Raw genomic sequence first — 22950 nt, 5'->3', positions numbered from 1 at the left:
ACATTAAATGTCGAAGAGCCAAATAAAAAAGACTGACCAATTACTTGGCCAATCCTTTCTCAAATTACGATTAGAATGTTTTTTCTAATGGAGGTACAACTTGTTTTTTACGTGATACAACACCTGGTAAGGCAATTTGGTTATCAGTTACTTTACCTGCAAATGCTTGTTCAGCATGTTGGATAAAGTCTTCAGAACCAACAACTAACCCTTCAGAGTCACTTGTTAAAATGTTTGTTACTACTAAGAAGAATGCTGAGTAGTCATTGTCAGTTACTAAATCTTGCATTGTAGACAATACTTCTTCTTTACGTTTCAATACATCGTCAACATCAACCACATTGATTTGACCGATACGAACAGGTTTACCACCCATTTCAAATGATTTGGCATCACCTTCCGCAATTTCAGTTGCAGATTTTGCATCAACATTTGTACCAGATTTCAATAAGTCTAAACCGTAAGTTTCGATATCAACTTCGGCGATTGCAGCCAGTTTTTCACCAACAATTTTATCTTGTTCTGTAGTTGTTGGAGATTTGAATAATAATGTATCTGAAATGATTGCAGATAACATTAAACCAGCGATATTTTTAGGAATTTCAATACCTTCTTGTTGGAATAATTCAAAAAGAATTGTTTGCGTACAACCATATGGTTTTGTTAAGAAAGAAAGTGGCGCTGGAGAAGTGAAATCACCAATTTTGTGGTGGTCTACTACAGAGTACACTTCTAAGTCTTTCAAATCAGCAACAGATTGTTGTGATTCATTGTGGTCCACTAAAGCGATAGTAGTTGTTTCTGAAGCTGCAGTTTCAATCACACGTAATGGTTCTTGATCAAATGATTTTAGTGCAAAGGCAGTTTCGTCACCAAATTCGCCCAAGGCAACGGCTTCTGCTTCCAAGCCTTTTTGATTTAATAAGTATGCGTATGAAATAGCTGATGTAATAGCATCAGTATCTGGATTTTGATGTCCAAAAACTAAAATTTTATCCATGTTTAAGCCCCTTTTTATAAATGTTTATATTCCTATATTACCATAATTCCACACAGAAAAAGGAACTTTTCTGATTGAGAGAAAAATTCCTTTTTTGCGAAAAACTAAAATTCTTGATAGAAGGACGGATCTTGGTTTGCCGCGCGTCCATCAGGTTTATTTAACTTTTCAAATACTTGTAAATCTTCGTCAGTTAAAGTGAAATCAAATACATCTAAATTTTCAATTTGACGTTCACGTTTTGCAGATTTAGGGATAGGCATTGCCCCCATTTGTAATTGCCAACGCAAGATTGCTTGACCAGCAGTTTTACCATATTTTTCACCCAATGCAATTAAGTCTTCGTTATCTAAAACAGACTCAGAAATTTTTTCTTTTGCACGAACAAATGGTGACCACGATTGGGTAATAATTCCCTTAGATGCATCATAAGCCCGTTGTTCTTTTTGATGGAAGTATGGGTGCATTTCAACTTGATTTAGTACGGGTAATACACCAGTCTCTTTTTCAATACGATCAATATATTCTGGTAAGAAGTTACTTACCCCAAGATGTTTCACATAACCACGTTTTTGCGCTTCGATTAAGGCTTCCCACGCTTCAACATAGTGGTCTTCTTTGGGATTTGGCCAATGAATTAAGTAAAAATCATAGTAATCTAGGTTTGCTCGTAATAATGATTCTTGAATCGTTACGAGTGCATCATCAAAATGATGGTAACGACCTGGTAATTTAGATGCAACTTGGATATTTTCACGCGCAATACCTGAACGACGAATAGCCTCACCGACAGTAGCTTCATTTTCGTAGTTATACGCTGTATCTAAATAACGATAACCGACTTCTAAGGCTGATTGAATTGAATCAACACCTGTATATCCTTTTAATTTATAGGTACCAAAACCAATTTGTGGAATTTCAGTACCATCATGTGCAGTATAAGTAGGAATTGTCATATGCGTACGCCCCTTTTTGAATGTTTAACTTAATTTCATTGTAGCATGCTGACATGAATATCCAAATAATATGCATTATAAGATATTTTGTTTCACGATAACTGACACTCCTTGGCCACCACCAACGCATAGCGTTGCTAGACCATGAACGGACTGTCTTTTTTGCATTTCATGAACTAATGTAACCAAGACACGTGCTCCAGAAGCGCCAATAGGATGTCCTAAAGCAATGGCACCACCGTTCACATTCACTTTATCCATGTCTAAACCTAAGGCATCAGAAACACATAATGCTTGGGAAGCAAAAGCTTCATTTGCTTCAACTAAATCTAAATCCGCTGCCGTAATACCCGCTTTTGATAAGGCTTTTCTAGTTGTAGGAATTGGACCAGTACCCATAATAGAAGGATCAACGCCACCAGTAGCATATGAAGCGATAGACACCATTTCTTTTATGCCAAGTGCTTCAGCTTTTTCTTTTGACATTAGTACAAGCATTGCCGCCCCATCATTAATACCTGATGAATTCCCAGCTGTTACTGTTCCTTCTTCTTTAAAAACAGGTGCTAATTTACCTAGTCGCTTAGCTGTGATACCAGCTCGAGGGCTTTCATCCGTGGTAATGATTTGACTGCCATTTTTTCCTGAAATTTCAATTGGAACTATTTCTTCAGCAAAACGATTTGCTTCAATAGCTGCCATTGCTTTTTGTTGGCTTGCTGCAGCAAATTCATCTTGTGCCAAACGAGAAATACCATATTGGTCTGCAATATTTTCAGCTGTAATCCCCATTGATTCATGTGAGAAAGCATCAGTTAAACCATCATGTTGCATAGTATCAATCATTTCACCGGGGCCCATACGTTGGCCCCAGCGAGCTGATTGGATAACATAAGGTGCTAGAGTCATATTCTCCGTTCCGCCGGCTACAACTACCTCTGCATCGCCTAGCATGATAGCTTGCGCAGCCATCATCACTGAACGAAGCCCCGAACCACAAACTTGGTTAATGGTAACCGCAGTTGATTCTACAGATAAGCCTGATTTCAAGGCTACTTGGCGTGCGACATTTTGGCCTAATCCAGCACTTAACACATTGCCGATAATTACTTGCTCAACGATTTGTGGGTCCAAATTAATTGACGCCATTGTTTGTTTTAATACTTGAACGCCTAGGTCAACTGCTGATATGTTTTTATATTGACCACCAAATTTACCAATAGCTGATCTTTTTGCAGCTACAATCACTACTTCTTGCATATATTTCTCCTTCATCGTTTATTAAAAGGCATATTCCAACGCTATTTAATAAACACCGCTCTATTTACTTTCGTTAAAACACTTTGTAATTTTTATTTCTAGTTATGAATACTAAATAATATAATTATGAACTTCTTCTACAATATAACAAAACACCTACCAAGACAATATAAAAAACTTGGTAGGTGTTGAATTTTACGAAAATTTAGTTTTCAATATCAAAGTTTTGATAATCAATAATGGGCGTTACAGACGTAATTTGACCACTATCTTTTTCATCTACAAGCATAGAACCATTAGAATAACGGTTGGCAATAGGGATATCCCCTGCACGCAAGACATTAATCTTACCTTGGCTAGAAATGACTTCAAACATTTGATTTGTATCCTCTACTGAGAAAGCAGCCACAATACGATGTGGATTTGCTTTTAGCTCTTTCAATGCGACTAGACCACGTTTGGCACGACCTAACACATTAATCTCAGCCCATTTCATTCGTTTCATATGGCCACGTTGCGTCACCATCATGATTTGAAGATTATCATTTGGTTCAGCTGCAAATACTGCACTAATGACATAATCATCTTGTTTCAAGTTAATTGATTTTACCCCTTTGGCACGTGCACCAATAATCGAAATTTCTTCGATTGGGTAGCGTAATGTGAAACCAAAATGTGTTGTTAAAATCACTTGTGCTTGTGTTTGATCAGTAGCTGCTGGCACTTGGTAGACACTAATCACTTGGTCGCTATCACTAGATAAGTTCATTGCGACACCAGCCTTGTTCTTATAACCACGGAACTCTTTAAATTCACTTAAAGCAGTTTGTTTAATCATACCTTGAGCAGTTGCTAGCAATAAATTATCTTTGCTGTTTTCACTATATGGGAACACTCCGATAATAGATTCATCATTGGCAAATGCAATTCTTTGCGAAATGTGTTCACCTAAATCTTTCCATCGAATGTCTTGTAGTTCATATACAGGTTGGAAAATGTAATTTCCTTTACTTGTGATGAATACAAGCTGATCAAGGGTGGTATGTTTGGCCATATACAAGACATGGTCCCCTTCACGTAAACCGACTTCTTCAACGCCAGATGCTTTGAATGAACGTAAAGTTGAACGTTTGATATAGCCACCACGTGTAACAACCACGATAGCATCTTCTTCTGAAATCAATAATTGTTTCTTCACGATAACTTCTTCAATTTCATCTTGAATTTCCGTACGACGATCAGAAGCATAAGCTTTTTTAATCGCCTTCAATTCTGTCTTCATACGTGCATACAATAATTTGTCATCATTCAAGATCGCTTGATATGAAGCAATCTCTTCGTTTAATTGTAGACGTTCATTTTGTAAAGCAGTCACATCGGTATTGGTTAGACGGTATAGTTGTAAGCTAACAATTGCTTCTGCTTGCGTTTCTGAAAAATCAAATTCACGAATCAGGTTTTGTTTCGAATCCGATTTGTTTTTTGAGTTTCGAATAACTGCGATGACTTCGTCCAAAATCGACATTGCTTTAACTAAACCATCAACGATATGTAAACGACGTTGTGCTTTGTTTAAATCAAATGTCGTACGACGACGAATAATCACATAACGGTGTTCAATGTAAGCTAATAAAGCTTCTTTTAAGCCGATTTGCTCAGGACGTTGGTGGTTAATCGCAACCATATTGAAGTTGTAGTTAATTTGTAAGTCCGAATTCTTGTAAAAATAATTTAGAATCGCATCAGAACTTGCATCTTTTTTCAACTCAATCACAATTTGCAAACCATTACGGTCTGATTCATCACGCACTTCTTGAATACCATCAATTGAACGGTTCAAGCGCAATTCATCCATCCGGCGCACTAAGTTGGCTTTGTTCACTTCATAAGGAATTTCAGTAATGACAATTTTTTCTTTGCCAGAACGGTCAGTTTCAATATGATGTTTAGAACGTACAACAACTTTACCGCGACCACTCGTATAAGCTTTCTTCAGTTCATCTTTCCCTTGGATAATCGCACCTGTTGGGAAATCTGGTCCTGGGACAAAGTCCATCAATTTACCTACACTAGCATTGGGATGGTCAATTAAGTATGCCGTCGCATCGATAATTTCACCTAAGTTATGTGGTGGAATTTCCGTTGCATAACCGGCAGAAATACCTGTCGCACCATTCACTAATAAGTTTGGATAACCTGCAGGCAATACAGTTGGTTCTTCGGCTGTATCATCGAAGTTTAGAATCATTTCAACTGTATCTTTATCTAAGTCACGTAACAATTCATCAGCGATTTTAGATAAACGTGCTTCGGTATAACGCATGGCTGCGGCTGAGTCACCATCCATCGAACCATTGTTACCGTGCATTTCAACTAAAACTTCACGGTTTTTCCAGTCTTGTGACATCCGGACCATCGCTTCATATACAGAAGAGTCCCCATGTGGATGGTAATTACCAATAACATTACCAACTGTTTTAGCTGATTTACGGAAGTTTGATGTCGATGTATTTCCTTCTTGGAACATGGCAAACAAAATCCGGCGTTGTACTGGTTTTAATCCATCACGGATGTCTGGTAATGCACGGTCTTGAATAATATATTTAGAATATCGTCCAAAACGGTCGCCCATAACCTCTTCCAAAGTTAATTTTTGAATATCAACCATTAATAATCACCATTTTCATCAAATAAATTTATTTGGAGTTGGTCTAAATCTGGCTCTTCTTCAAGCGCATCTTTGTTACCACTCACTTTGTTTTGCACTTCAATAATTTCAGTTACATCATCGTTTAGCTCGGTATCTTTATCGCCTGCATTTTTCAATAAAGTATCGTCTTCGTCCATGGTGAAAGCAACATTTTCTTCAATCCATTTACGACGCGGTTCGACTTTATTACCCATTAAGACGGATACACGTTTTTCAGCTAATGATAAATCATCAATCGTTACACGCACTAAAGTACGGGTCTCTGGATCCATGGTTGTTTCCCATAATTGGTCTGCATTCATTTCCCCTAAACCTTTGTAACGTTGAAGGATATATCCTTTACCTACTCTTTGAGTAACTGCTTTTAGTTCATCATCTGTCCATGCATACTCAATGACTTCATTTTTACCTTTACCTTTAGAAACCTTATACAAAGGTGGCATCGCTAGGTAAATCTTACCTGCTTCAATTAATGGACGCATATAGCGATAGAAGAAGGTTAATAATAGTACCTGGATATGCGCACCATCGGTATCGGCATCGGTCATGATAATGACTTTATCGTAGTTAGAATCTTCTACTTCAAATTCCGCACCAACACCTGCACCAATAGTGTAGATAATCGTATTTAATTCTTCATTTTTTAGAATATCCTGGATACTCGCTTTTTCGGTATTCAATACCTTACCACGTAATGGCAAGATAGCTTGGAATTTACGGTCACGCCCTTGTTTAGCAGAACCACCGGCAGAGTCCCCTTCGACTAAGAATAGTTCATTTTTCTTCGCATTACGTCCTTGGGCTGGTGTTAATTTACCAGACAATAATACTTCTTTACGTTTTCCTTTGGCACCACGTGTCGCATCACGAGCTTTACGCGCAGCATCACGGGCCTCACGAGCTTTCAAGGCTTTACGTACAAGCATTTGGGCGGTTTCCCCATTTTCAATCAAGTACACACCTAAGTTGTCAGAAACCATTTTATCAGTTGCTGAACGTGCTTGTGGTGTCCCCAATTTAGATTTGGTTTGACCTTCAAATTGTAGAATTTCTTCTGGAATACGAAGAGATAATACCGCTGTATACCCTTCACGAACATCTGTTCCCTCTAGGTTCTTTTCTTTTGCTTTTAGTAATTCCACCTTACGTGCATACTCATTAAACGACTTCGTTAAACCAGTACGCATCCCTGCTTCGTGGCTACCACCATCAGACGTACGGACATTATTTACAAACGATAGAACTGTTTCAGAATAACCATCATTGTATTGGAAAGCTAGTTCGATTTCGATACCATTCTCTTCACCTTGGAAGTAGACAATATCGTGTAAACTATCCTTATCTTCATTTAAATAGGCTACAAAGGCTTTGATCCCATCTTCATAATGGAATGTTTCTTCAGTCTCATTTACTTCATCGATAAAATCGATACGCAAATTCTTCAATAAGAAAGCCGATTCTCTTAAATGTTCACGGACAGTACTAGCATCAAATTTGATGTTACCAAAAATCTCTGCATCCGGGTAAAATTGAATCTTCGTACCCGTTGTTTTACCTTTAAAGGCAACAGTTTTCGGTTTGCCAGGTTTCCCACCGTTCGTAAACTCCTGGTGGTACTCCTTACCGTCACGATGGATGGTAGCAATAAAGCGACTAGACAAAGCATTTACTACAGAAGAACCTACACCGTGTAGCCCCCCAGAAGTTTTATAGCCTGAGCCACCAAATTTACCACCAGCATGTAATACTGTTAAGATGACTTCTACTGTTGGTTTACCACTTGTATGTTTACCAATAGGCATACCACGACCATTATCAACGACAATCACTGAACCATCTTTAGCTAGTGTTACAGTGATATGGTCTGCATAACCACTTAAAGCCTCATCAATAGAGTTATCCACTATTTCATAGATTAAATGATGCAAACCGCGTGCATCTGTAGATCCAATATACATCCCTGGGCGCTTTCTAACAGCTTCTAACCCTTCTAGTACTTGGATGGAACTTTCATCATATACTGCTTCATTATTATTGTTATTTGTTGGTTTGGCCAAATCGTCTACCCCACTTTCAATCTTTTTCATAATATATTAAAAACGTTGATTTGCCAAATGCAAAGTGAAACTTCTTCATACAGTTTCATACGCAACCTATCTATTATAGCCCATTTTTCGATAAAATGATGCAACAACCATTTTGCCAGCTACTAGTTATGAAAACAAGCATAATTTATTTTCACAACAGAAATCCAAGGCATTTTAACTCAGTGATTTTAAATCATGGTATAATAAAGACAATCTATGGATTTATTGAAAGGAATGACATCATGCTCATTTTTACCTTACTTATATTTGCCTATCTCATCGGATCAATTCCTTTTGGGTTAGTCATTGGTAAATTGATTTACAAAAAAGATATTCGACAATTTGGTTCTGGTAATATCGGTACGACAAATGCCTTCCGTGCTTTTGGTAAAGCCGGTGGTACTTTAGTATTTGTCTGTGACATGCTAAAAGGGATGATTCCCGTATTGCTAGCAAGCTACTTAGATGTATCTTGGCATCCACTTTTATTTGGTGGTATGGCCATCCTAGGACACTCTTTCCCCATCTTTCTTAAGTTTAAAGGTGGTAAAGCAGTGGCCACTTCATTTGGTGTAGTCCTTGCCTATCATCCAATCTTTGCTTTGATTGCCATCGCATCCTTCTTCATTTCACTATATATTACAAGTATGGTGAGCTTCTCAAGCATCTTTGCCGTGGCTTTTGCATTGGCTTTGTCATTGTTTTACCAAGATTGGGTGCTTACCTTTGTTACATTATTGGTATTCATCTTAATCGTTGTCCGTCATAAAGACAATATCAAACGTATTCGCCAAGGTACAGAATCGCGTGTCCCATTTGGTTTACGTAAATCACAAAAGAAATAGCGACAATAAAACCTTCTCAAGTGGTACTTAGCCATCTTGAGAAGGTTTTTTCGTGTCTTTTTTGGCATGGGGATGAAATTGTAAATAATTATCTCTCAGATGCTCTTTAGACATGTGTGTATAGATTTGAGTCGTAGACAGGCTAGAATGCCCTAGAAGCTCCTGTACGGTACGAATATCCGCACCATTATTCAATAGATGTGTTGCAAATGAATGGCGCAGCTTATGTGGATGAATCGACAAGGTGGTGGCTGATTTTTTCACAATTTGATCTAAAATATATTCAATGCCTTGGCTAGTCAGTTGTTCTCCCTTGTAATTCACAAAAACATAATCATGTTGCGCATCGGTCTTTGCCATCAAACCTGGTCGCCCCTGATCAAAATAGGCCACTAGCGCATCACGACAGAAGGACCCCATTGGTACATAGCGGTCTTTGTTCCCCTTACCATGTAATAAAACCATACCAGCATTCAAATCTAGTTGTTGTATCGTTAGGTCACGTACCTCACTCACACGCGCACCCGTACCGTACAGCACTTCTAATAAGGCGCTATTTCTTAAAGCAATTGGGTCTGTCCCTTTCACTGAGTCAAAAATAGCTTGCATCTCAGATTCATAAAAGAAATCTGGTAATTTTAAACCTACTTTTGCCGTCTGAACATAGTTAAAAGGATTCTCTTCAATTTGTCCACGGTCCAAAAGAATATTAAAAGCCGTACGCAAAGATGACAAATAACGCGAAATCGATTTTCTAGATAGGCCATCTCTTTGCAATTGACCTAAGTAAATCCGGATGTCACGATACGTCACTTGCTCAAAACTTTCAATGCCTGCCTCCTGCATAAAGCGCTCAAAAGCATTAAAGTCCGACATATAGGCTTTAATGGTTTCATCAGAATATTGTTTTTCGTGTTGTAAATAGTCGCTAAATATTTGTTTAAAACTTTCTGGTGACATCAAAAAACACCCTCTCTATCAATGGCACTAATGTACCACAATAGAAAGCGTGTTTTCAAATTTTCGTTAAAATAGGTCAATTGGGTCAAGCCAAATAATCATTAAACTGAGGGTTAAGCTTCGACCACATCACCTTTTTGTACATCTTCAGCATAATCGCCGTTAGGACATACAACTTGTTTACCGCCGCGACCTTTTTTCTCTACTAAGTAGTGGTCACAGACTGGACAGTTACGAGCAATTGGTTTGTTCCAATCAGTGAAGTCACAATCAGGGTAACGAGAGCAACCGTAGAAGATACGATTTTTCTTCGATTTACGTTCCACAATTTGACCTTCATGACATTTCGGACAGGGTACACCAATTTCTTTTACAATGGCTTCTGTATGACGACATTCAGGGAAGTTGGCACAAGCATAGAACTTACCAAAACGACCCATCTTAATTACCATCTCGCCACCATCAACTGGGCACTTAAAGCCGGCTGGTTCATCTTTAATTTCAATTTTTTCCATTTCCACTTCAGCTTTTTCAAGCTCTTTACTAAATGGTTTATAGAAATTATCGATTACCTCAACCCATTCTTTCTTATCAGATTCGATATCATCTAATTCTTGCTCCAATTCAGCCGTAAATGATGTATCTACGATTTCTGGGAAGTAGTCAGAGATCAATGAATCTACAATTTCACCTAATTCAGTTGGTTCAAAACGTTTCGCTTCCAACTTAACGTAGTAACGACGTAATAAGGTTTCAATTGTTGGTGAATAGGTTGATGGACGACCAACACCATCTTCTTCTAATTTTTTGATCAAAGAAGCTTCTGTATAACGTGCAGGTGGTTGTGTGAAATGTTGATTTGGTTCCAAATCTTTAGATTTCACTGTTTCGCCATTAATCAATTCTGGCAAGATATTATCCTTATTGTTGGCTTCCGTATATACCTTTTGGTAACCTTCAAATTTAATTTTAGATCCGTTAGCACGGAAAGTTGCTTGATTTTGAACTAAATCAGCAGATACCGTGTCATAAATAGCAGGCGCCATTTGGCTAGCCATAAAACGTGACCAAATTAATGAATATAATCTGAATTGATCTCTAGATAGATATTGCTCAACTGCTTGTGGTGTACGGTCAGCAGAAGATGGACGGATTGCCTCATGGGCATCTTGAGCACCTTGCGCTTTTTTGCTAGCAGCTTGGTAGCCTAGGTACTCCTTCCCAAAGTTTTTGACGATATAGTCTTTTGCTCCGGCTTTTGCTGTATCAGAAATACGTGTTGAGTCAGTACGCATATAGGTAATTAAACCAACAGGCGCACCTGTACCCAATTTGATTCCTTCATATAGTTGTTGGGCAACCATCATTGTTTTACGCGTACGGAAATTCAATTTTTTCGCAGCTTCTTGTTGCATAGATGAAGTTGTGAACGGTTTTTGCGGATTACGCTTTCTTTCTTTCTCAGTTACATTTTCAACTGTGAAATCTTGGCTAGTAATTTCCGCCATGAAGGCTTTCATATCATCTTCATTTTTCAGGTCTAATTTCTTACCTTTAAATTTCGATGCGTTGGCCTTGAATGTTTTACGGTTTTTAATGAAGGTACCGTCAACTGTCCAGTATTCTTCAGGTTTGAAAGCGCGGATTTCATTTTCACGTGAAATAATCATATGCAAAGCAACAGATTGCACACGTCCAGCAGATAATCCTTTTTTCACTTTCTTCCATAACATAGGCGATAAATTGTAACCTACAAGACGGTCTAAGACACGACGCGCTTGTTGGGCATCTACAAGATCCATATCAATCGGTCTTGGATGCTTAATCGCTTCAGTTACAGCTTCTTTTGTTACCTCATTATAAGTTACACGAATATTGTCATTTACATCTAAACCAAGAATATGAGCTAAATGGAAAGCAATTGCTTCCCCTTCACGGTCCGGGTCACTCGCAAGAAAGACTTTTTCAGCTTTTTTCGCGTCACGACGCAATTCCTTAATTAAATCACCTTTACCACGGATATTAATATAATCAGGCGCATAATCATTTTCAATGTCGATAGCCATACGCGATTTTGGTAAATCACGCAAATGTCCTTTACTAGCTACAACCTTGTAATTTCTACCTAAATATTTATCTATCGTTTTGGCTTTCGTCGGAGATTCTACAATTACTAAATATTTATATGCCAACGATAAGCTCCTTTCTTATTTCCATTTCTAAATCGCTTTACATATTATGCTACCAATATGGCATTTGTCAAATATGTAAATGATTTGTTACCGAAGAATATATAACTTATATGGCAAATAAGCAAGTGTTTTATTTTATTTATGTGAAAAATATGTGCCAAATCCCTTATGACAAGTACATTTTCAACTCCGTTAAAATATCATCAGCTTCCAGTACAGGACTGGCCCCGTATCGAATTAAGGTATTAGTGCCCTTAGATAAAGCAGACAAGACGGATCCTGGGACCGCGAACACAGCTCTATTCTCTTGTAGTGCATAATTCGCCGTTATTAATGAACCACTTTTATCTGCCGCTTCGACAACAAGTAAAGCATCACTTAAACCAGCTATCAGTAAATTACGATAAGGAAACTGCCATCTTTGTACCTTAGTAAAACTCGGCAAAGGTGAAATCACCAGATGATTTTTGGCTATCTCTGCTTGAAGCTGCTGATTTTCATACGGATATGCTGTCAACAATCCCGTACCAATCACAGCAATAGTTTTACCTGTTTGCATCGTCAATTGATGCGCATACGTATCCACGCCACGGGCTAAACCCGATACAATCACTAGTTCATTGGCAAGCTTGGGTAATAAATGTTCTATGACACCTTTACCATAAGTGGTCATATTCCGCGATCCAACAACAGCCAGACTCGTTTCCTTCATTAAAGCAGTGTTTCCCTGACAGTATAAAACTAAATTGGGTTGATAGGTATTGATTAAATTTTTGGGATAAACTTCTTCGTTCATAATTGTCACTACTTGGATGTGATTTTTATGGTACAAAGATTCAAAATAAGCAAGTGAATACTTTTGCCTAAATTTAATCCATGCAAGTAATTTTCTTTCATCATCTCGTTCTGCCCAGAAATAATCTAGGTCTCGCACATTTTTAATTTGCTCTATGATGATAAACGACAATTCTTCATAGGTAAAAATACCCGCTTCATGGGCATAGATCAACATACGTTCAACCATTCTACGTTCTTCTTCGCATAATTTTATTATTGTTGATGCAAACGGATTTTCAAGTTCAAATAACATAAAAAAACCACCTCTCTACTCTTATATACGTAGGAAGTGGTGCATTCTATCTTGCTTATAAATAATTTTTTACAGGTGCAAATGTTTTACGGTGAATAGGACTCGGACCCAATTTTTCTAAGCCTTCGAGATGTTGTTTGGTACCATAACCTGCATTTACTTCAAAGCCGTAGCCTGGGTACAAATCAGCATATTCAGCCATTAGACGATCACGATATTCTTTGGCATAAATAGACGCTGCTGCAATGGCATAAACCTTGGCATCACCTTTTATAATCGACATTTGAGGTGCTTTCGTATATTGATCTAATTTAACGGCATCGATTAATACGTAATCTGGATTAGGCGTTAATTTATCCAATGCCTGCACCATAGCATTTTTCGTAGCAAGCAAAATATTGCTTGCATCAATTTCCTCGGCTGTTTGAATACCAATCGTGTAAGAAATGGCATATTTTTCAATATCGGCCACAAGTGCCTTTCTTTTTGCATGTGACAATTGTTTCGAGTCATTAAAGTATACTGCCGGCATATCTGCTGGAAGAATAACGGCCCCTGTCACAACAGGACCAGCCAAAGGACCACGTCCAACTTCATCCACGCCAGCGATATATTGATAGCCTTGGCTACGAAGGTCTGCCTCTAACGAGCGTAAATCTGCGATTTTAGCCTGAATAGCTTCTTGTTTCACTCGTGCCTTATCAAACTTGTTTAAAGCAGCCTGTACCCCTTTACGTTCGTCTAAGCGCATTTGAGCAACGATAGTGGCATCCGGATGCGGTTGCGCCAAATATGCTTTTACCTGACTAATTTTTAAAGTATGAATATCTGTGGCACTTGTAATCAGTAATTGGTCTTGATCAGTCATATGTATCTCTTTCTTATTTGTCTTTTGTTACGGTAGCATTCGTTTTCGCATCATCATCCGTATATAAAGATAATTCTTCAATACGGTCTAAGGTCATACGGCCCAATTTACCCTCTCTGAAATCACGGATAATACGGTCAGCTGCACGATCATAGTCTTCTAATAAGCCCATGTTTTTCGTTAATTTCATTAATAATTCTGGATAAGGAGGTGTAACTTCCTCAGCTGCAATCGGATAATTCTTGGCAATTGCATCCGGATAATAGTGTAGCATCAATTCTAGACCAAATAAGGCGATATCATCTTTATAATAATGGGTATCTTTAATCCCACCAGTTAGTGCCAATTTGTCTCCGACTTCTTGATCATCAAATTTAGGCCATAAAATACCTGGGGTATCTAACAATTCAAAATCCTTGTCAATTTTAATCCATTGTTGTCCTTTGGTTACCCCTGGTTTGTTACCAACTTGGGCTTTTTTATGTTTGGTAAATTGGTTAATAAATGTAGATTTACCAACATTTGGAATTCCAATGACCATAATACGAATCGACTTATGTAGTAAGCCCTTTTTTTGCCACTTATCTTGAATATCTTGCGTGAAATCCTTCAAGGCTTGACGGAAGATTTTCATATCAGATAATTTTTTACTATCAATGGCAATGGCTTGGGTATTTTCATTACTTAATGCTTCTACCCACGCTTTCGTTTGAACGGGATCTGCCAAATCTTTTTTATTCAAGACAATCATGTGACGTTTATTCTTTATAATCTCATCCAACATAGGGTTTTTACTAGCCATTGGAATACGGGCATCACGAATTTCTAACACGATGTCTACCGCATTTAATTGACTCTGTACTTCTTTTTTTGCCTTAGCCATATGGCCAGGATACCATTGTATGTGTGCCATGTTTGACTCCTTTCATGTAAAAAAGTTGGCGGTTTAGAGCCAACTTTTCGTATAACATTTTTAACTTATTGTACGCTACCGATTTTATCTAGTGGCCAGTATCTGAAGTGAGTTGTTCCTTCAACTGTATCCGCATCAATGAAACCAAAGTAACGTGAATCGTGTGATACTTCACGGTTATCGCCTAAGACGAAATATGAACCTTCTGGTACGGTTGTTTGGCCTGTAATTTCTTCTAATGTGAAATCATCCGTGAAGGTAGTATCTTCAGGGAAGCGGGCAAAATAATCAGCCTTAATTGAATCTAAGTATGGTTCATCAATGGCTTCACCGTTAATGTATAAAATATCATCTTTATACTCAACTGTATCACCAGGAACCCCGATAATTCTTTTCACGTATTCATCACCAGATCCATCAGGTGCTGGAAAAACAACAATATCTGATTGATCAATCGAATCTCTTAAATTTAAGATGAATCGTTCGCCGTCAAGCATGGTATTTTTCATAGAATCGCCATCTACCTTAAATGGGTAGAATAAATAGGTACGCACCACCCAAAAAATTACAAGGGCAATTACGACCGATATGACGATGGAAAATACTTCTTCAAAAAACCTTTTCATATGGTCAATCCTTTACATTGGGCCAAATGCCCTTAATCTCTTCATAATCCGTAGACAATCCTATCATAAACTATGCCTATAGCCTAGTTGTAATGATTAATCTTATTTTATCCTTAAAAGTTCGATTATTCCAGAATTTCTACAGCTTTATCCAATTGTGTATCATTTTCAGCAATCAATGCCTGCATTTCAACCATCATTGCAGTAGCAGTTTCTGCATCAATTACACCCGTTTGGCTAAGATCATTTGCTGCTTGCAGTGCAATTACTGCTTCAGTTGTATCAGCTTCAAAGACTGTATCTGCATCTGACGTTTGGTATCCAAGCGCTACTAAAACAGATTCAATATTCTTGATAGCATCTGAAGAGTCGCCTTCTTTATATGTTTGACTCGTATCAATCAATGTTAGTGATGCATAATCTGGTAAAGCTACAGCTACATCCGGCGTAACACCTTTTTCATGAATCCATGTACCACTTGGTGTTAACCATTTAGCTATCGTAATTTTCAATTCGGCATCCGCATCTAAATCAAAAATACTTTGAACAGTACCCTTACCAAAAGTTTGGCTACCAACGACTTGAACACCCGCAGATTCTTGAAGCGCGGCTGCTAAAATCTCAGAAGCTGATGCTGAACCTTGGTCCGCTAATAACACAACATCTTCCGTTACTTGGAAGTCGCCGTAATCAGCATCTGATGCTGTGTAAACAACAGGCTCACTATCTTTTTCTTCAACTTGCATAATGACATCGCCATCTTCTAGGAACATATTGGCAATTTGTAATGCTGACGTTAATAAACCACCTGGATTACCACGCACATCCAAGACAAATTTCTCAGCCCCTTGGCTACGTAAATCTTCAACAGCAGCTACTAACTCATCATAAGTTGGTGTTGAGAAGCTAGTGATTTGAATGTAGCCGATGGTTGGATTATCTTCTACTAAATTATAGTAAACAGTTTGAATTGGTACTGTGTCACGCGTAACGGTAACGTCGAAGGTGTCTTCGCCACGTTGAATCGTTAAGACAACATCTGTACCAGCTTCCCCACGGATTAATTCAACAGCTTCTTGGGCTGTGTAACCTTGAATAGATTCGCCATCAACGGCTGTAATGATATCATTTGCTAATAAGCCGGCTTTTTCAGCTGGTGAACCTTTAATTGGGCTCACAATTTGAATATAATTTTCAGCTTCGATAATTTCAGCACCGATACCTTCAAATGAGCCATCTATTGTTTCATCCAGTTGTTGGGCAGATTGGTCTGTTAAATATTGAGAATACGGATCTTCTAATACCTCTGCCATACCAGTGATTGCACCATCAACTAAGGTTTCCCGGTCCACATCACCTACATAATCACCCATAATGGTTGAAAAGGCAGCTTGTATCTTTTGAATTTCTTGCGTTGATAATTTCGTGTTTGAACCTGTAATCAAACTTTGACCTGGCAAACTGCCAGTAGTCACATAGGTGGTACCGGTGAAGGTAATAGCAAATACAAGGATAATAGATAATAAATATACCCACCATGATACCCCGCGTTTTTTAGGCTTTTGCGGTTCATTTTGTTGATTTACTTCATTTTCATCAAGTGTTGTTTGCTTATCAGTTACATTTTGATCTTCTTGCATCGTCTTCACTACTTTCTTGAAATACTTTTGACAGTCCAACAAATATTTACCCAATATTTGCACTTAGCTTAAATACTTATCACTATATGATTGCCAAATGTCATCAAAAGTGGCGACATAATCCGAATAGCGTTGATTTAATTCAATATAATTACTCAGTGTTGCAAAATCACTGGCTGCTTTCGGAAAATCTCCATCTAAAAAGACCAGCTCAGCAAACTGCGCTTGCTGGTCTTTTTCTAATAAATCGGCATTTCTATATATCTGAACGTAATGGTAAAAAGATTGCGTAATCATCACTCTACTTTCCGGTTTGATTGCTAGTTGCTACTCCGCTGCCTGATTGGCCTCAATTTGCTCTTCTAGATATGAAATCGGCACATCCAAGTAAATTTGAATCGTGTCATTTGCCAAATCGATTTCTTTCGCGCGAATACTAAATGCCATATCTGCAGAAATTTCATCTAAACGTATCAACAATTGTTGATTACTGGCAAGGACTTGTAGGGGCAAATCAGTTGGTATAGTAAGTTGGAACAAGGTTAACACGGTCTCAGTAGGCAAATCAATATCTGCTAATTCAATGCTTGTGACATCAATTAAGATATTACCGTCTTCTGTGACACTAGGTTGGCCTTCCATCGTATACGGCACTTGGGTACCTAAAAAATCGATTTGCCCGGAAAAAGTCACTTGGTCATCAACGGTTAATTGATATGGAACAGTGTCCCCACCAATCACAGCTTCAACAAGTCGGTTAAATGACATGGTCGTTAAGTTAGCCTCCGCAACAATCGTTTCATCACTTTGACTAGTCGTTGAGCCACTTTCATCGGCAGTTGATGGTAGATTAGCACTCGCTACTTGTAAATACACATATAAAGCAATGATTGGCACTAGAATAAGTGCCAATAAGGCAAGAAAAGCCCATTTCCACGGATTTCTTTTTGTCTTAGTTGGCGAATTCAAAAAACTTACACCTCGTCATTTCTGCGATAGAATACAAATTTATGCGGATAAATATTTTTATCATCCACTTCCCCTTCGATTACTTCATAAGCTTCGAAATCACTTAAGTCTGGATTGAAATGAACATCACCTTCGAATTCGTTGTAAATAGTTGTCACACGTAATTCTTGGATGAATGGCCAAAATAGACGGTAAATTGAATAACCACCCATGATGATGACATCTTCTGTTTCACCTAAGCGAACAATTTCTTCAATGTTGTCTGTTAATTCAACATTTATTTGATCAAATTCTGATTGGAAAGGATGTGTTTGACGTGTAATAACAATATTGCGACGGTTTGGCAGTGGTTTATAGTTTAAACCTGCATAGGTTTTACGACCCATTACCACTGTTTTTCCAAGCGTTTGCTCCTTGAAAAATTTTAAGTCATTTGGCAAATGCCAAGGTAATACGCCCTCTTTACCGATTAAGTGATTTAAATCTTGAGCCCAAATTGCAATTAACATATTACTTTCCTCCTTAGCTTATAATCCTATAGGGAAAATGCTTGTATCTATTATACTGCTACTGGTGCCTTAATAGCATCATATGGATGATAATTTTTTACTTTAATATCATCTTTTTCTAATTCGAAAATTGATTTACCTTCGCCACCAATCCATAAAGTTGGTAAAGGACGAGGTTCGCGACTTAATTGTTCACGCACTTGGTCAAAATGGTTGTTGTAAATATGCGCATCACCAAATGTATGGACAAAATCACCAACTTCTAACCCAACTTCACGTGCTAGTAAATGTGTTAATAGGGCATAAGATGCGATGTTAAATGGCACACCTAGAAAGGCATCACCTGAACGTTGGTATAGTTGACAAGATAATTTACCATCTTGCACATAAAATTGACTCATAGTGTGGCAAGGTGGTAACGCCATATTTGGTACATCTTCGGGATTCCAGGCTGACAACATAATTCGTCTAGAATCAGGCGTATTTCTTAATTGATCTAAGATGTTCGCAATTTGGTCGATAGAGCCGCCATCACGTGTTTCCCAATTCCGCCATTGTTTACCGTAAACGTCACCTAATTCACCATATTCTGCTGCAAAGGCATCATCGTTTAAGATACGTTCACAAAAGGCTTGTTTTTCAGCTTGATATAATGCGTTAAACTCAGGGTCCTCATTAGCACGTAAACCAAAATCAGTCATATCTGGTCCTTGATATTCATCACTTTCAACCCAGCGTTTAAATGCCCATTCATCCCAAATATGATTATTATTCTCTAACAGGTAGCGGATATTTGTATCCCCTTTAAGGAACCAAAGTAGTTCACTTTTAATCAAAGAAAAAGGTACTTTTTTTGTCGTCAATAATGGGAAGCCTTCGTTTAAATCAAAACGCATTTGGTAACCAAATACTGATCGCGTACCTACACCCGTACGGTCACTTTTATCTTGTCCATTTTCTAAAATATGATTCAACATATCTAAATATAGTTTAGCCAATATCGCTGCCTCCTAATAGTATTTATATTTTATAACCGGTATTAAACGTCAAAAGATGAAAGATATTCCCAGTAGGTCATTTTTTCAAGCAAATCATTTTCTTTGCTATCTTTCTTTTCTTGCAATTCATTTAATTTGCCGTAATCATTTCCGTTGTCGTACATAGCTTGTTCTAATGCTTCTATTTCTTCTTCGAGCGCGGCGATTTCGTCTTCAATGACAGCCCAGTCTTTTTTCTCTTGATAAGACATACGTTTGGCTGGTGCCTTTGTTTCTGATTTATCGCTTGTTGCTGTCGCGGTTGACGCTTTATTTTTTTGCGCTGATTTTTGCTCAGCTTCAGCATCTTTAGCTTCTTTTACAGCATCACGGTAATCGTGATAATTACCATAGAATAATTGTACTGTATTTAAATCGCTATCAACAATGATTAGCTTTTCAACGACCTTATCCAAGAAATAACGGTCATGGGATACGGTAATAACTGCACCTTGGAAAGTCTCTAAATAATCTTCTAGCACAGTTAGGGTATCGATATCCAAATCGTTTGTCGGTTCATCTAGAAGCAGTACATTTGGTCTTGTCATTAAGATACGCAATAGGTATAAACGTTTACGTTCACCACCGGAAAGTGTACCAATTAACATACCATGTGATTCTCTTGGGAAAAGGAATTGCTCTAGCATTTGTGTAGCTGAGACTTTGTTGCCATCAGCATAGGTATATTCTGAGGCGATTTCTTGCACGTAGTTAATCACACGTTTGTCATCTGGTAAGTCAGACGGAATTTGTTGGAAGTAAGCAATTTTCACCGTTTCACCAGTCTTCACTTCACCTGAAAGTGGTGGTTGAAGTCCAGCAATGGTATTCAAGAAGGTCGTTTTACCTGCCCCATTATCCCCGATGATACCGATGCGTTCCTTATTTTGTAATATCAAGTTGATGTCCGTAATCAATGGTTTGTTGGGGTAACCAACAGTTAAGTCTGAGAACTCCAATACTTTATTTCCTAGACGTTGAGAATCAAGATCAACTGTTAATTCTGAATCATCTGTCGTTTGATGTACTTTTTCTTTCAAGTTTTCAAAGCGATGGATACGCGCTTGTTGTTTAGTGGTACGTGCTTTTGCACCTTTACGCATCCAGGCTAACTCACTCTTGAATAATTTCTTTTGTTTTGCCATCGTTGCTTCTTCAATCTCATGTTCAGATTGACGTTTTTCCAAGTATGTTTGGTAATTACCTTCATATTGGGTCAAGCTACCACGATCTAAGGCAAAAATATGCGTTGTAATTTGATCCAAGAAATAACGGTCATGGGTAACAACTAAGACAGATTTCTTATAGTTAGCAATGTAATTTTCCAACCATTCAACCATTTCAAAATCCAAATGGTTGGTCGGTTCGTCCATTAAAAGTAAATCTGGTTCTTCAATTAAGACTTTCGCTAAACCAACACGTTTACGTTGACCCCCTGAAAGGACTTTAATTTTTTGAGTTAAGTCATGAATGCCTAATTTAGACAAAATAGTTTGAATAGTGGTATCCAAAGTCCAAGCATTTTGCGCATTCATTTCTTGTTCAATTTGGGTAAATTTGTTTTGTAGTTGGACATTTTCAGGGTCTAACTGCAAATCAAGTGTGATTTCCTCATAACGACCAACGAGCTGTACGATGGCACTTTCAGAGGTATAAACGGCCTCAAAAATGGTTTGTTCTTCATCCAAACCTGGGTCTTGTGTGACTAATCCAATATTAAATTCCTTAGGATGTTCAATGGTCCCTTTATCTAAACTAGACTTGCCTGCAATAATGTTTAATAAAGTTGTTTTACCTGATCCGTTGGCACCTACTAAACCAACGTGTTGTCCTTCTCTAATTAAAAAGGAAACATCCTCAAGTAACTGTTTCATGCCATAGGTTTTCGACCAATTAAGGGCTTTGTAATCTTTCATGTATAATCCCTATCCTCTCAATTCATTCCTATTTATTTTACCATACCCGAGGCGGATAACTCATGGCAAAGTAATTCTTAATCTAGAATACTTTTCATAAGCGGAATCATGGACTTATTAGGTATAATAGACCCATCGTAAAAGTGGAGGAAAATCATCATGAGTAAACGTAATCGCGTATATGTATATAACACACAATCAAGCTTTGGCTGCCTTGGTCTTATCTTTGGCCTAATTATTTTGTTCTTTTTATTTAGTTTTTTCACCCGTTTATTCTTACAAATATTCCCAACACTGCTATTAATTGGTTCAATCATCGTTTTGGTTCGATCTATTTATTATATCTGGTTGTGGCACAAACAAAATAATGCGTCTGAATCTGGTCAATTTATACAAGATGAGGATGGTGTACTGATTCCAATTGATGAACCAGATTATGCACAATTGGATCTTTTAAAGCGCCGCATCATGCTTGCAACTTTAGGTTTAGTCTTCGCCCTATTCTTGCTTTACTATAGTTAATGGTATCTATAGGTTATGCGAAAAAAAACACGCTTGTGATTTTTCACAAACGTGTCTTTTTTTTTTGCTTATTTTTCATCTTGAAAAATTTCTTTTGCCAAATTAAATGCCGTCCAAGCCTTAGGCCAACCTGCGTAAAAGGCTAAATGTGTGATTAAAGCAACCATTTCTATTTGCGTTACACTATTTTCTTTCGCTACATGCATATGTGCCTCTAATTGGGGTGCACCCATAGCTAGTAAAGCCGAGCATGTGATTAAACTACGGTCATGGGCGGATAGTTCATCTTCTTTAGCCCAAACCTCACCGAATAAGACATCGTCATTCAAAGCCGCAAATTGTGGGGCAAAATTACCTAAGTTGTCGCGACCAGCTGTTTGTTTTTTCATGTGAAAGCCTTCTTTCTTACGCGTCAAGTGCACTATACCAGTTGTCATTTACATCTTCTAGCCATTCAGGTGTACCCGCAGTAATTGCGATATGTTCAAACCAACTGTCTTTTGTAGCACCGTGCCAATGTTTAACGCCATCATGTGTGACAATGACATCTCCAGCTTTCAAAAATTGTGCTGCTTTGCCGTCTTCTTGATACCATCCTTCGCCGCCAGTAACCAATAATAATTGAAAGCCGTCGTGGTGGATGTGCCAATTGTTGCGGCATCCGGGTTCGAAGGTGACGTTAGCGACCCCAACGTTAATATCTGAATCTGCTACTAAACCTTGTAAGTAGCTTTGACCAATAAAATATTGCGCAAAAGCTGTATTTTTTTCACCAACAGGAAAAATGACACCTTTTTGTACATGCTCATGTTTAACCATCTGAATACCTCCGAATTTAAAATATGACTAC

The 22950-nt window shown here is 38.0% G+C and carries 21 protein-coding genes; 2 read left to right on the top strand and 19 right to left on the bottom strand.

Annotation, left to right across the window (positions count from 1 at the left end):
• Window positions 1–70: 70 nt before the first annotated feature.
• The 5 genes from EF384_RS02365 to parE all read right to left on the bottom strand — a co-directional run bounded on the left by EF384_RS02365 (window position 71) and on the right by parE (window position 7983).
• A complete protein-coding gene (locus EF384_RS02365) occupies window positions 71–1000 on the bottom strand; it encodes a manganese-dependent inorganic pyrophosphatase (RefSeq protein WP_123779385.1) in 930 nt (309 codons plus the stop codon).
• A 104-nt stretch (window positions 1001–1104) separates the two neighbouring features.
• Window positions 1105–1956 (bottom strand): aldo/keto reductase, encoded by an 852-nt coding sequence (locus tag EF384_RS02360; protein WP_123779384.1) that lies wholly within the window; start codon window positions 1954–1956, stop codon window positions 1105–1107.
• 75 nt (window positions 1957–2031) lie between these two features.
• Window positions 2032–3216 (bottom strand): acetyl-CoA C-acetyltransferase, encoded by a 1185-nt coding sequence (locus tag EF384_RS02355; protein WP_123779383.1) that lies wholly within the window; start codon window positions 3214–3216, stop codon window positions 2032–2034.
• A gap of 205 nt (window positions 3217–3421) precedes the next feature.
• On the bottom strand, window positions 3422–5884 hold the full coding sequence (gene parC, locus EF384_RS02350) for a DNA topoisomerase IV subunit A (protein ID WP_123779382.1): 2463 nt from the start codon (window positions 5882–5884) through the stop codon (window positions 3422–3424).
• Window positions 5884–7983, bottom strand: a complete 2100-nt coding sequence (parE, locus tag EF384_RS02345) for a DNA topoisomerase IV subunit B (protein WP_439647004.1) — start codon at window positions 7981–7983, stop codon at window positions 5884–5886. The genes parC and parE overlap by 1 nt, the downstream gene beginning before the upstream one ends.
• A gap of 272 nt (window positions 7984–8255) precedes the next feature.
• On the opposite strand from parE, the gene plsY reads away from it, so the two are divergent.
• Window positions 8256–8858, top strand: a complete 603-nt coding sequence (plsY, locus tag EF384_RS02340) for a glycerol-3-phosphate 1-O-acyltransferase PlsY (RefSeq protein WP_123779380.1) — start codon at window positions 8256–8258, stop codon at window positions 8856–8858.
• Between the two features lie 27 nt (window positions 8859–8885).
• Here plsY and xerC read toward each other — a convergent pair whose 3' ends face one another.
• The 12 genes from xerC to EF384_RS02280 all read right to left on the bottom strand — a co-directional run bounded on the left by xerC (window position 8886) and on the right by EF384_RS02280 (window position 21578).
• Entirely contained in the window at window positions 8886–9818 is a 933-nt protein-coding gene (xerC, locus tag EF384_RS02335; protein WP_123779379.1) for a tyrosine recombinase XerC, read from the bottom strand.
• 113 nt (window positions 9819–9931) lie between these two features.
• Complete coding sequence (gene topA, locus EF384_RS02330; RefSeq protein ID WP_123779378.1) at window positions 9932–12010, bottom strand: type I DNA topoisomerase; 2079 nt, start codon at window positions 12008–12010, stop codon at window positions 9932–9934.
• Window positions 12011–12176: 166 nt separating this feature from the next.
• Complete coding sequence (dprA, locus tag EF384_RS02325; protein WP_123779377.1) at window positions 12177–13100, bottom strand: DNA-processing protein DprA; 924 nt, start codon at window positions 13098–13100, stop codon at window positions 12177–12179.
• 55 nt (window positions 13101–13155) lie between these two features.
• Window positions 13156–13968 carry a ribonuclease HII gene (gene rnhB / locus EF384_RS02320; RefSeq protein ID WP_123779376.1) on the bottom strand — a complete coding sequence of 271 codons (813 nt, stop codon included), beginning with the start codon at window positions 13966–13968 and terminating at the stop codon, window positions 13156–13158.
• Window positions 13969–13981: 13 nt separating this feature from the next.
• Entirely contained in the window at window positions 13982–14881 is a 900-nt protein-coding gene (gene ylqF / locus EF384_RS02315) for a ribosome biogenesis GTPase YlqF (protein ID WP_123779375.1), read from the bottom strand.
• Window positions 14882–14946: 65 nt separating this feature from the next.
• Window positions 14947–15507 carry a signal peptidase I gene (gene lepB, locus EF384_RS02310; protein WP_123779374.1) on the bottom strand — a complete coding sequence of 187 codons (561 nt, stop codon included), beginning with the start codon at window positions 15505–15507 and terminating at the stop codon, window positions 14947–14949.
• Between the two features lie 125 nt (window positions 15508–15632).
• A complete protein-coding gene (locus EF384_RS02305) occupies window positions 15633–17147 on the bottom strand; it encodes a S41 family peptidase (protein WP_123779373.1) in 1515 nt (504 codons plus the stop codon).
• 63 nt (window positions 17148–17210) lie between these two features.
• Window positions 17211–17444 (bottom strand): YozE family protein, encoded by a 234-nt coding sequence (locus EF384_RS02300; RefSeq protein ID WP_123779391.1) that lies wholly within the window; start codon window positions 17442–17444, stop codon window positions 17211–17213.
• A gap of 30 nt (window positions 17445–17474) precedes the next feature.
• Window positions 17475–18116, bottom strand: coding sequence for a DUF2140 family protein (locus tag EF384_RS02295; protein WP_123779372.1), 642 nt, complete (start codon window positions 18114–18116; stop codon window positions 17475–17477).
• Window positions 18117–18121: 5 nt separating this feature from the next.
• Entirely contained in the window at window positions 18122–18625 is a 504-nt protein-coding gene (locus EF384_RS02290) for a dihydrofolate reductase (RefSeq protein ID WP_123779371.1), read from the bottom strand.
• 50 nt (window positions 18626–18675) lie between these two features.
• Window positions 18676–19626 carry a thymidylate synthase gene (locus tag EF384_RS02285; RefSeq protein ID WP_199729702.1) on the bottom strand — a complete coding sequence of 317 codons (951 nt, stop codon included), beginning with the start codon at window positions 19624–19626 and terminating at the stop codon, window positions 18676–18678.
• A 38-nt stretch (window positions 19627–19664) separates the two neighbouring features.
• On the bottom strand, window positions 19665–21578 hold the full coding sequence (locus tag EF384_RS02280; protein ID WP_123779369.1) for an ABC-F family ATP-binding cassette domain-containing protein: 1914 nt from the start codon (window positions 21576–21578) through the stop codon (window positions 19665–19667).
• Window positions 21579–21737: 159 nt separating this feature from the next.
• Here EF384_RS02280 and EF384_RS02275 point away from each other — a divergent pair, with 159 nt between their 5' ends.
• A complete protein-coding gene (locus EF384_RS02275) occupies window positions 21738–22100 on the top strand; it encodes a hypothetical protein (RefSeq protein ID WP_123779368.1) in 363 nt (120 codons plus the stop codon).
• Between the two features lie 68 nt (window positions 22101–22168).
• Here the strand turns inward: EF384_RS02275 and EF384_RS02270 are convergent, their stop codons facing one another.
• Window positions 22169–22489, bottom strand: a complete 321-nt coding sequence (locus EF384_RS02270) for a carboxymuconolactone decarboxylase family protein (protein ID WP_123779367.1) — start codon at window positions 22487–22489, stop codon at window positions 22169–22171.
• Window positions 22490–22505: 16 nt separating this feature from the next.
• Window positions 22506–22919: a cupin domain-containing protein gene (locus EF384_RS02265; protein WP_123779366.1), complete on the bottom strand. Its 414-nt coding sequence runs from the start codon at window positions 22917–22919 to the stop codon at window positions 22506–22508.
• Window positions 22920–22950 lie beyond the last annotated feature (31 nt).

The organism is Aerococcus agrisoli, assembly GCF_003797145.1.
Lineage (GTDB): Bacteria > Bacillota > Bacilli > Lactobacillales > Aerococcaceae > Aerococcus > Aerococcus agrisoli.
Note: the sequence above shows the minus strand (reverse complement) of the source record. Positions and strands in the feature narration are given on the sequence as shown.

Bases quoted from the DNA above. Each gene is read 5' to 3' on its own strand.
- lepB (WP_123779374.1), bottom strand. From the start codon at position 15,507: ATGAAAAGGTTTTTTGAAGAAGTATTTTCCATCGTCATATCGGTCGTA.
- dprA (WP_123779377.1), bottom strand. From the start codon at position 13,100: ATGTTATTTGAACTTGAAAATCCGTTTGCATCAACAATAATAAAATTA.
- EF384_RS02360 (WP_123779384.1), bottom strand. From the start codon at position 1,956: ATGACAATTCCTACTTATACTGCACATGATGGTACTGAAATTCCACAA.
- xerC (WP_123779379.1), bottom strand. From the start codon at position 9,818: ATGTCACCAGAAAGTTTTAAACAAATATTTAGCGACTATTTACAACAC.
- EF384_RS02365 (WP_123779385.1), bottom strand. From the start codon at position 1,000: ATGGATAAAATTTTAGTTTTTGGACATCAAAATCCAGATACTGATGCT.
- EF384_RS02265 (WP_123779366.1), bottom strand. From the start codon at position 22,919: ATGGTTAAACATGAGCATGTACAAAAAGGTGTCATTTTTCCTGTTGGT.
- EF384_RS02280 (WP_123779369.1), bottom strand. From the start codon at position 21,578: ATGAAAGATTACAAAGCCCTTAATTGGTCGAAAACCTATGGCATGAAA.
- EF384_RS02275 (WP_123779368.1), top strand. From the start codon at position 21,738: ATGAGTAAACGTAATCGCGTATATGTATATAACACACAATCAAGCTTT.
- ylqF (WP_123779375.1), bottom strand. From the start codon at position 14,881: ATGGCACACATACAATGGTATCCTGGCCATATGGCTAAGGCAAAAAAA.
- EF384_RS02290 (WP_123779371.1), bottom strand. From the start codon at position 18,625: ATGTTAATTGCAATTTGGGCTCAAGATTTAAATCACTTAATCGGTAAA.
- EF384_RS02355 (WP_123779383.1), bottom strand. From the start codon at position 3,216: ATGCAAGAAGTAGTGATTGTAGCTGCAAAAAGATCAGCTATTGGTAAA.
- EF384_RS02270 (WP_123779367.1), bottom strand. From the start codon at position 22,489: ATGAAAAAACAAACAGCTGGTCGCGACAACTTAGGTAATTTTGCCCCA.
- plsY (WP_123779380.1), top strand. From the start codon at position 8,256: ATGCTCATTTTTACCTTACTTATATTTGCCTATCTCATCGGATCAATT.
- rnhB (WP_123779376.1), bottom strand. From the start codon at position 13,968: ATGACTGATCAAGACCAATTACTGATTACAAGTGCCACAGATATTCAT.
- parC (WP_123779382.1), bottom strand. From the start codon at position 5,884: ATGGTTGATATTCAAAAATTAACTTTGGAAGAGGTTATGGGCGACCGT.
- EF384_RS02305 (WP_123779373.1), bottom strand. From the start codon at position 17,147: ATGCAAGAAGATCAAAATGTAACTGATAAGCAAACAACACTTGATGAA.
- EF384_RS02300 (WP_123779391.1), bottom strand. From the start codon at position 17,444: ATGATTACGCAATCTTTTTACCATTACGTTCAGATATATAGAAATGCC.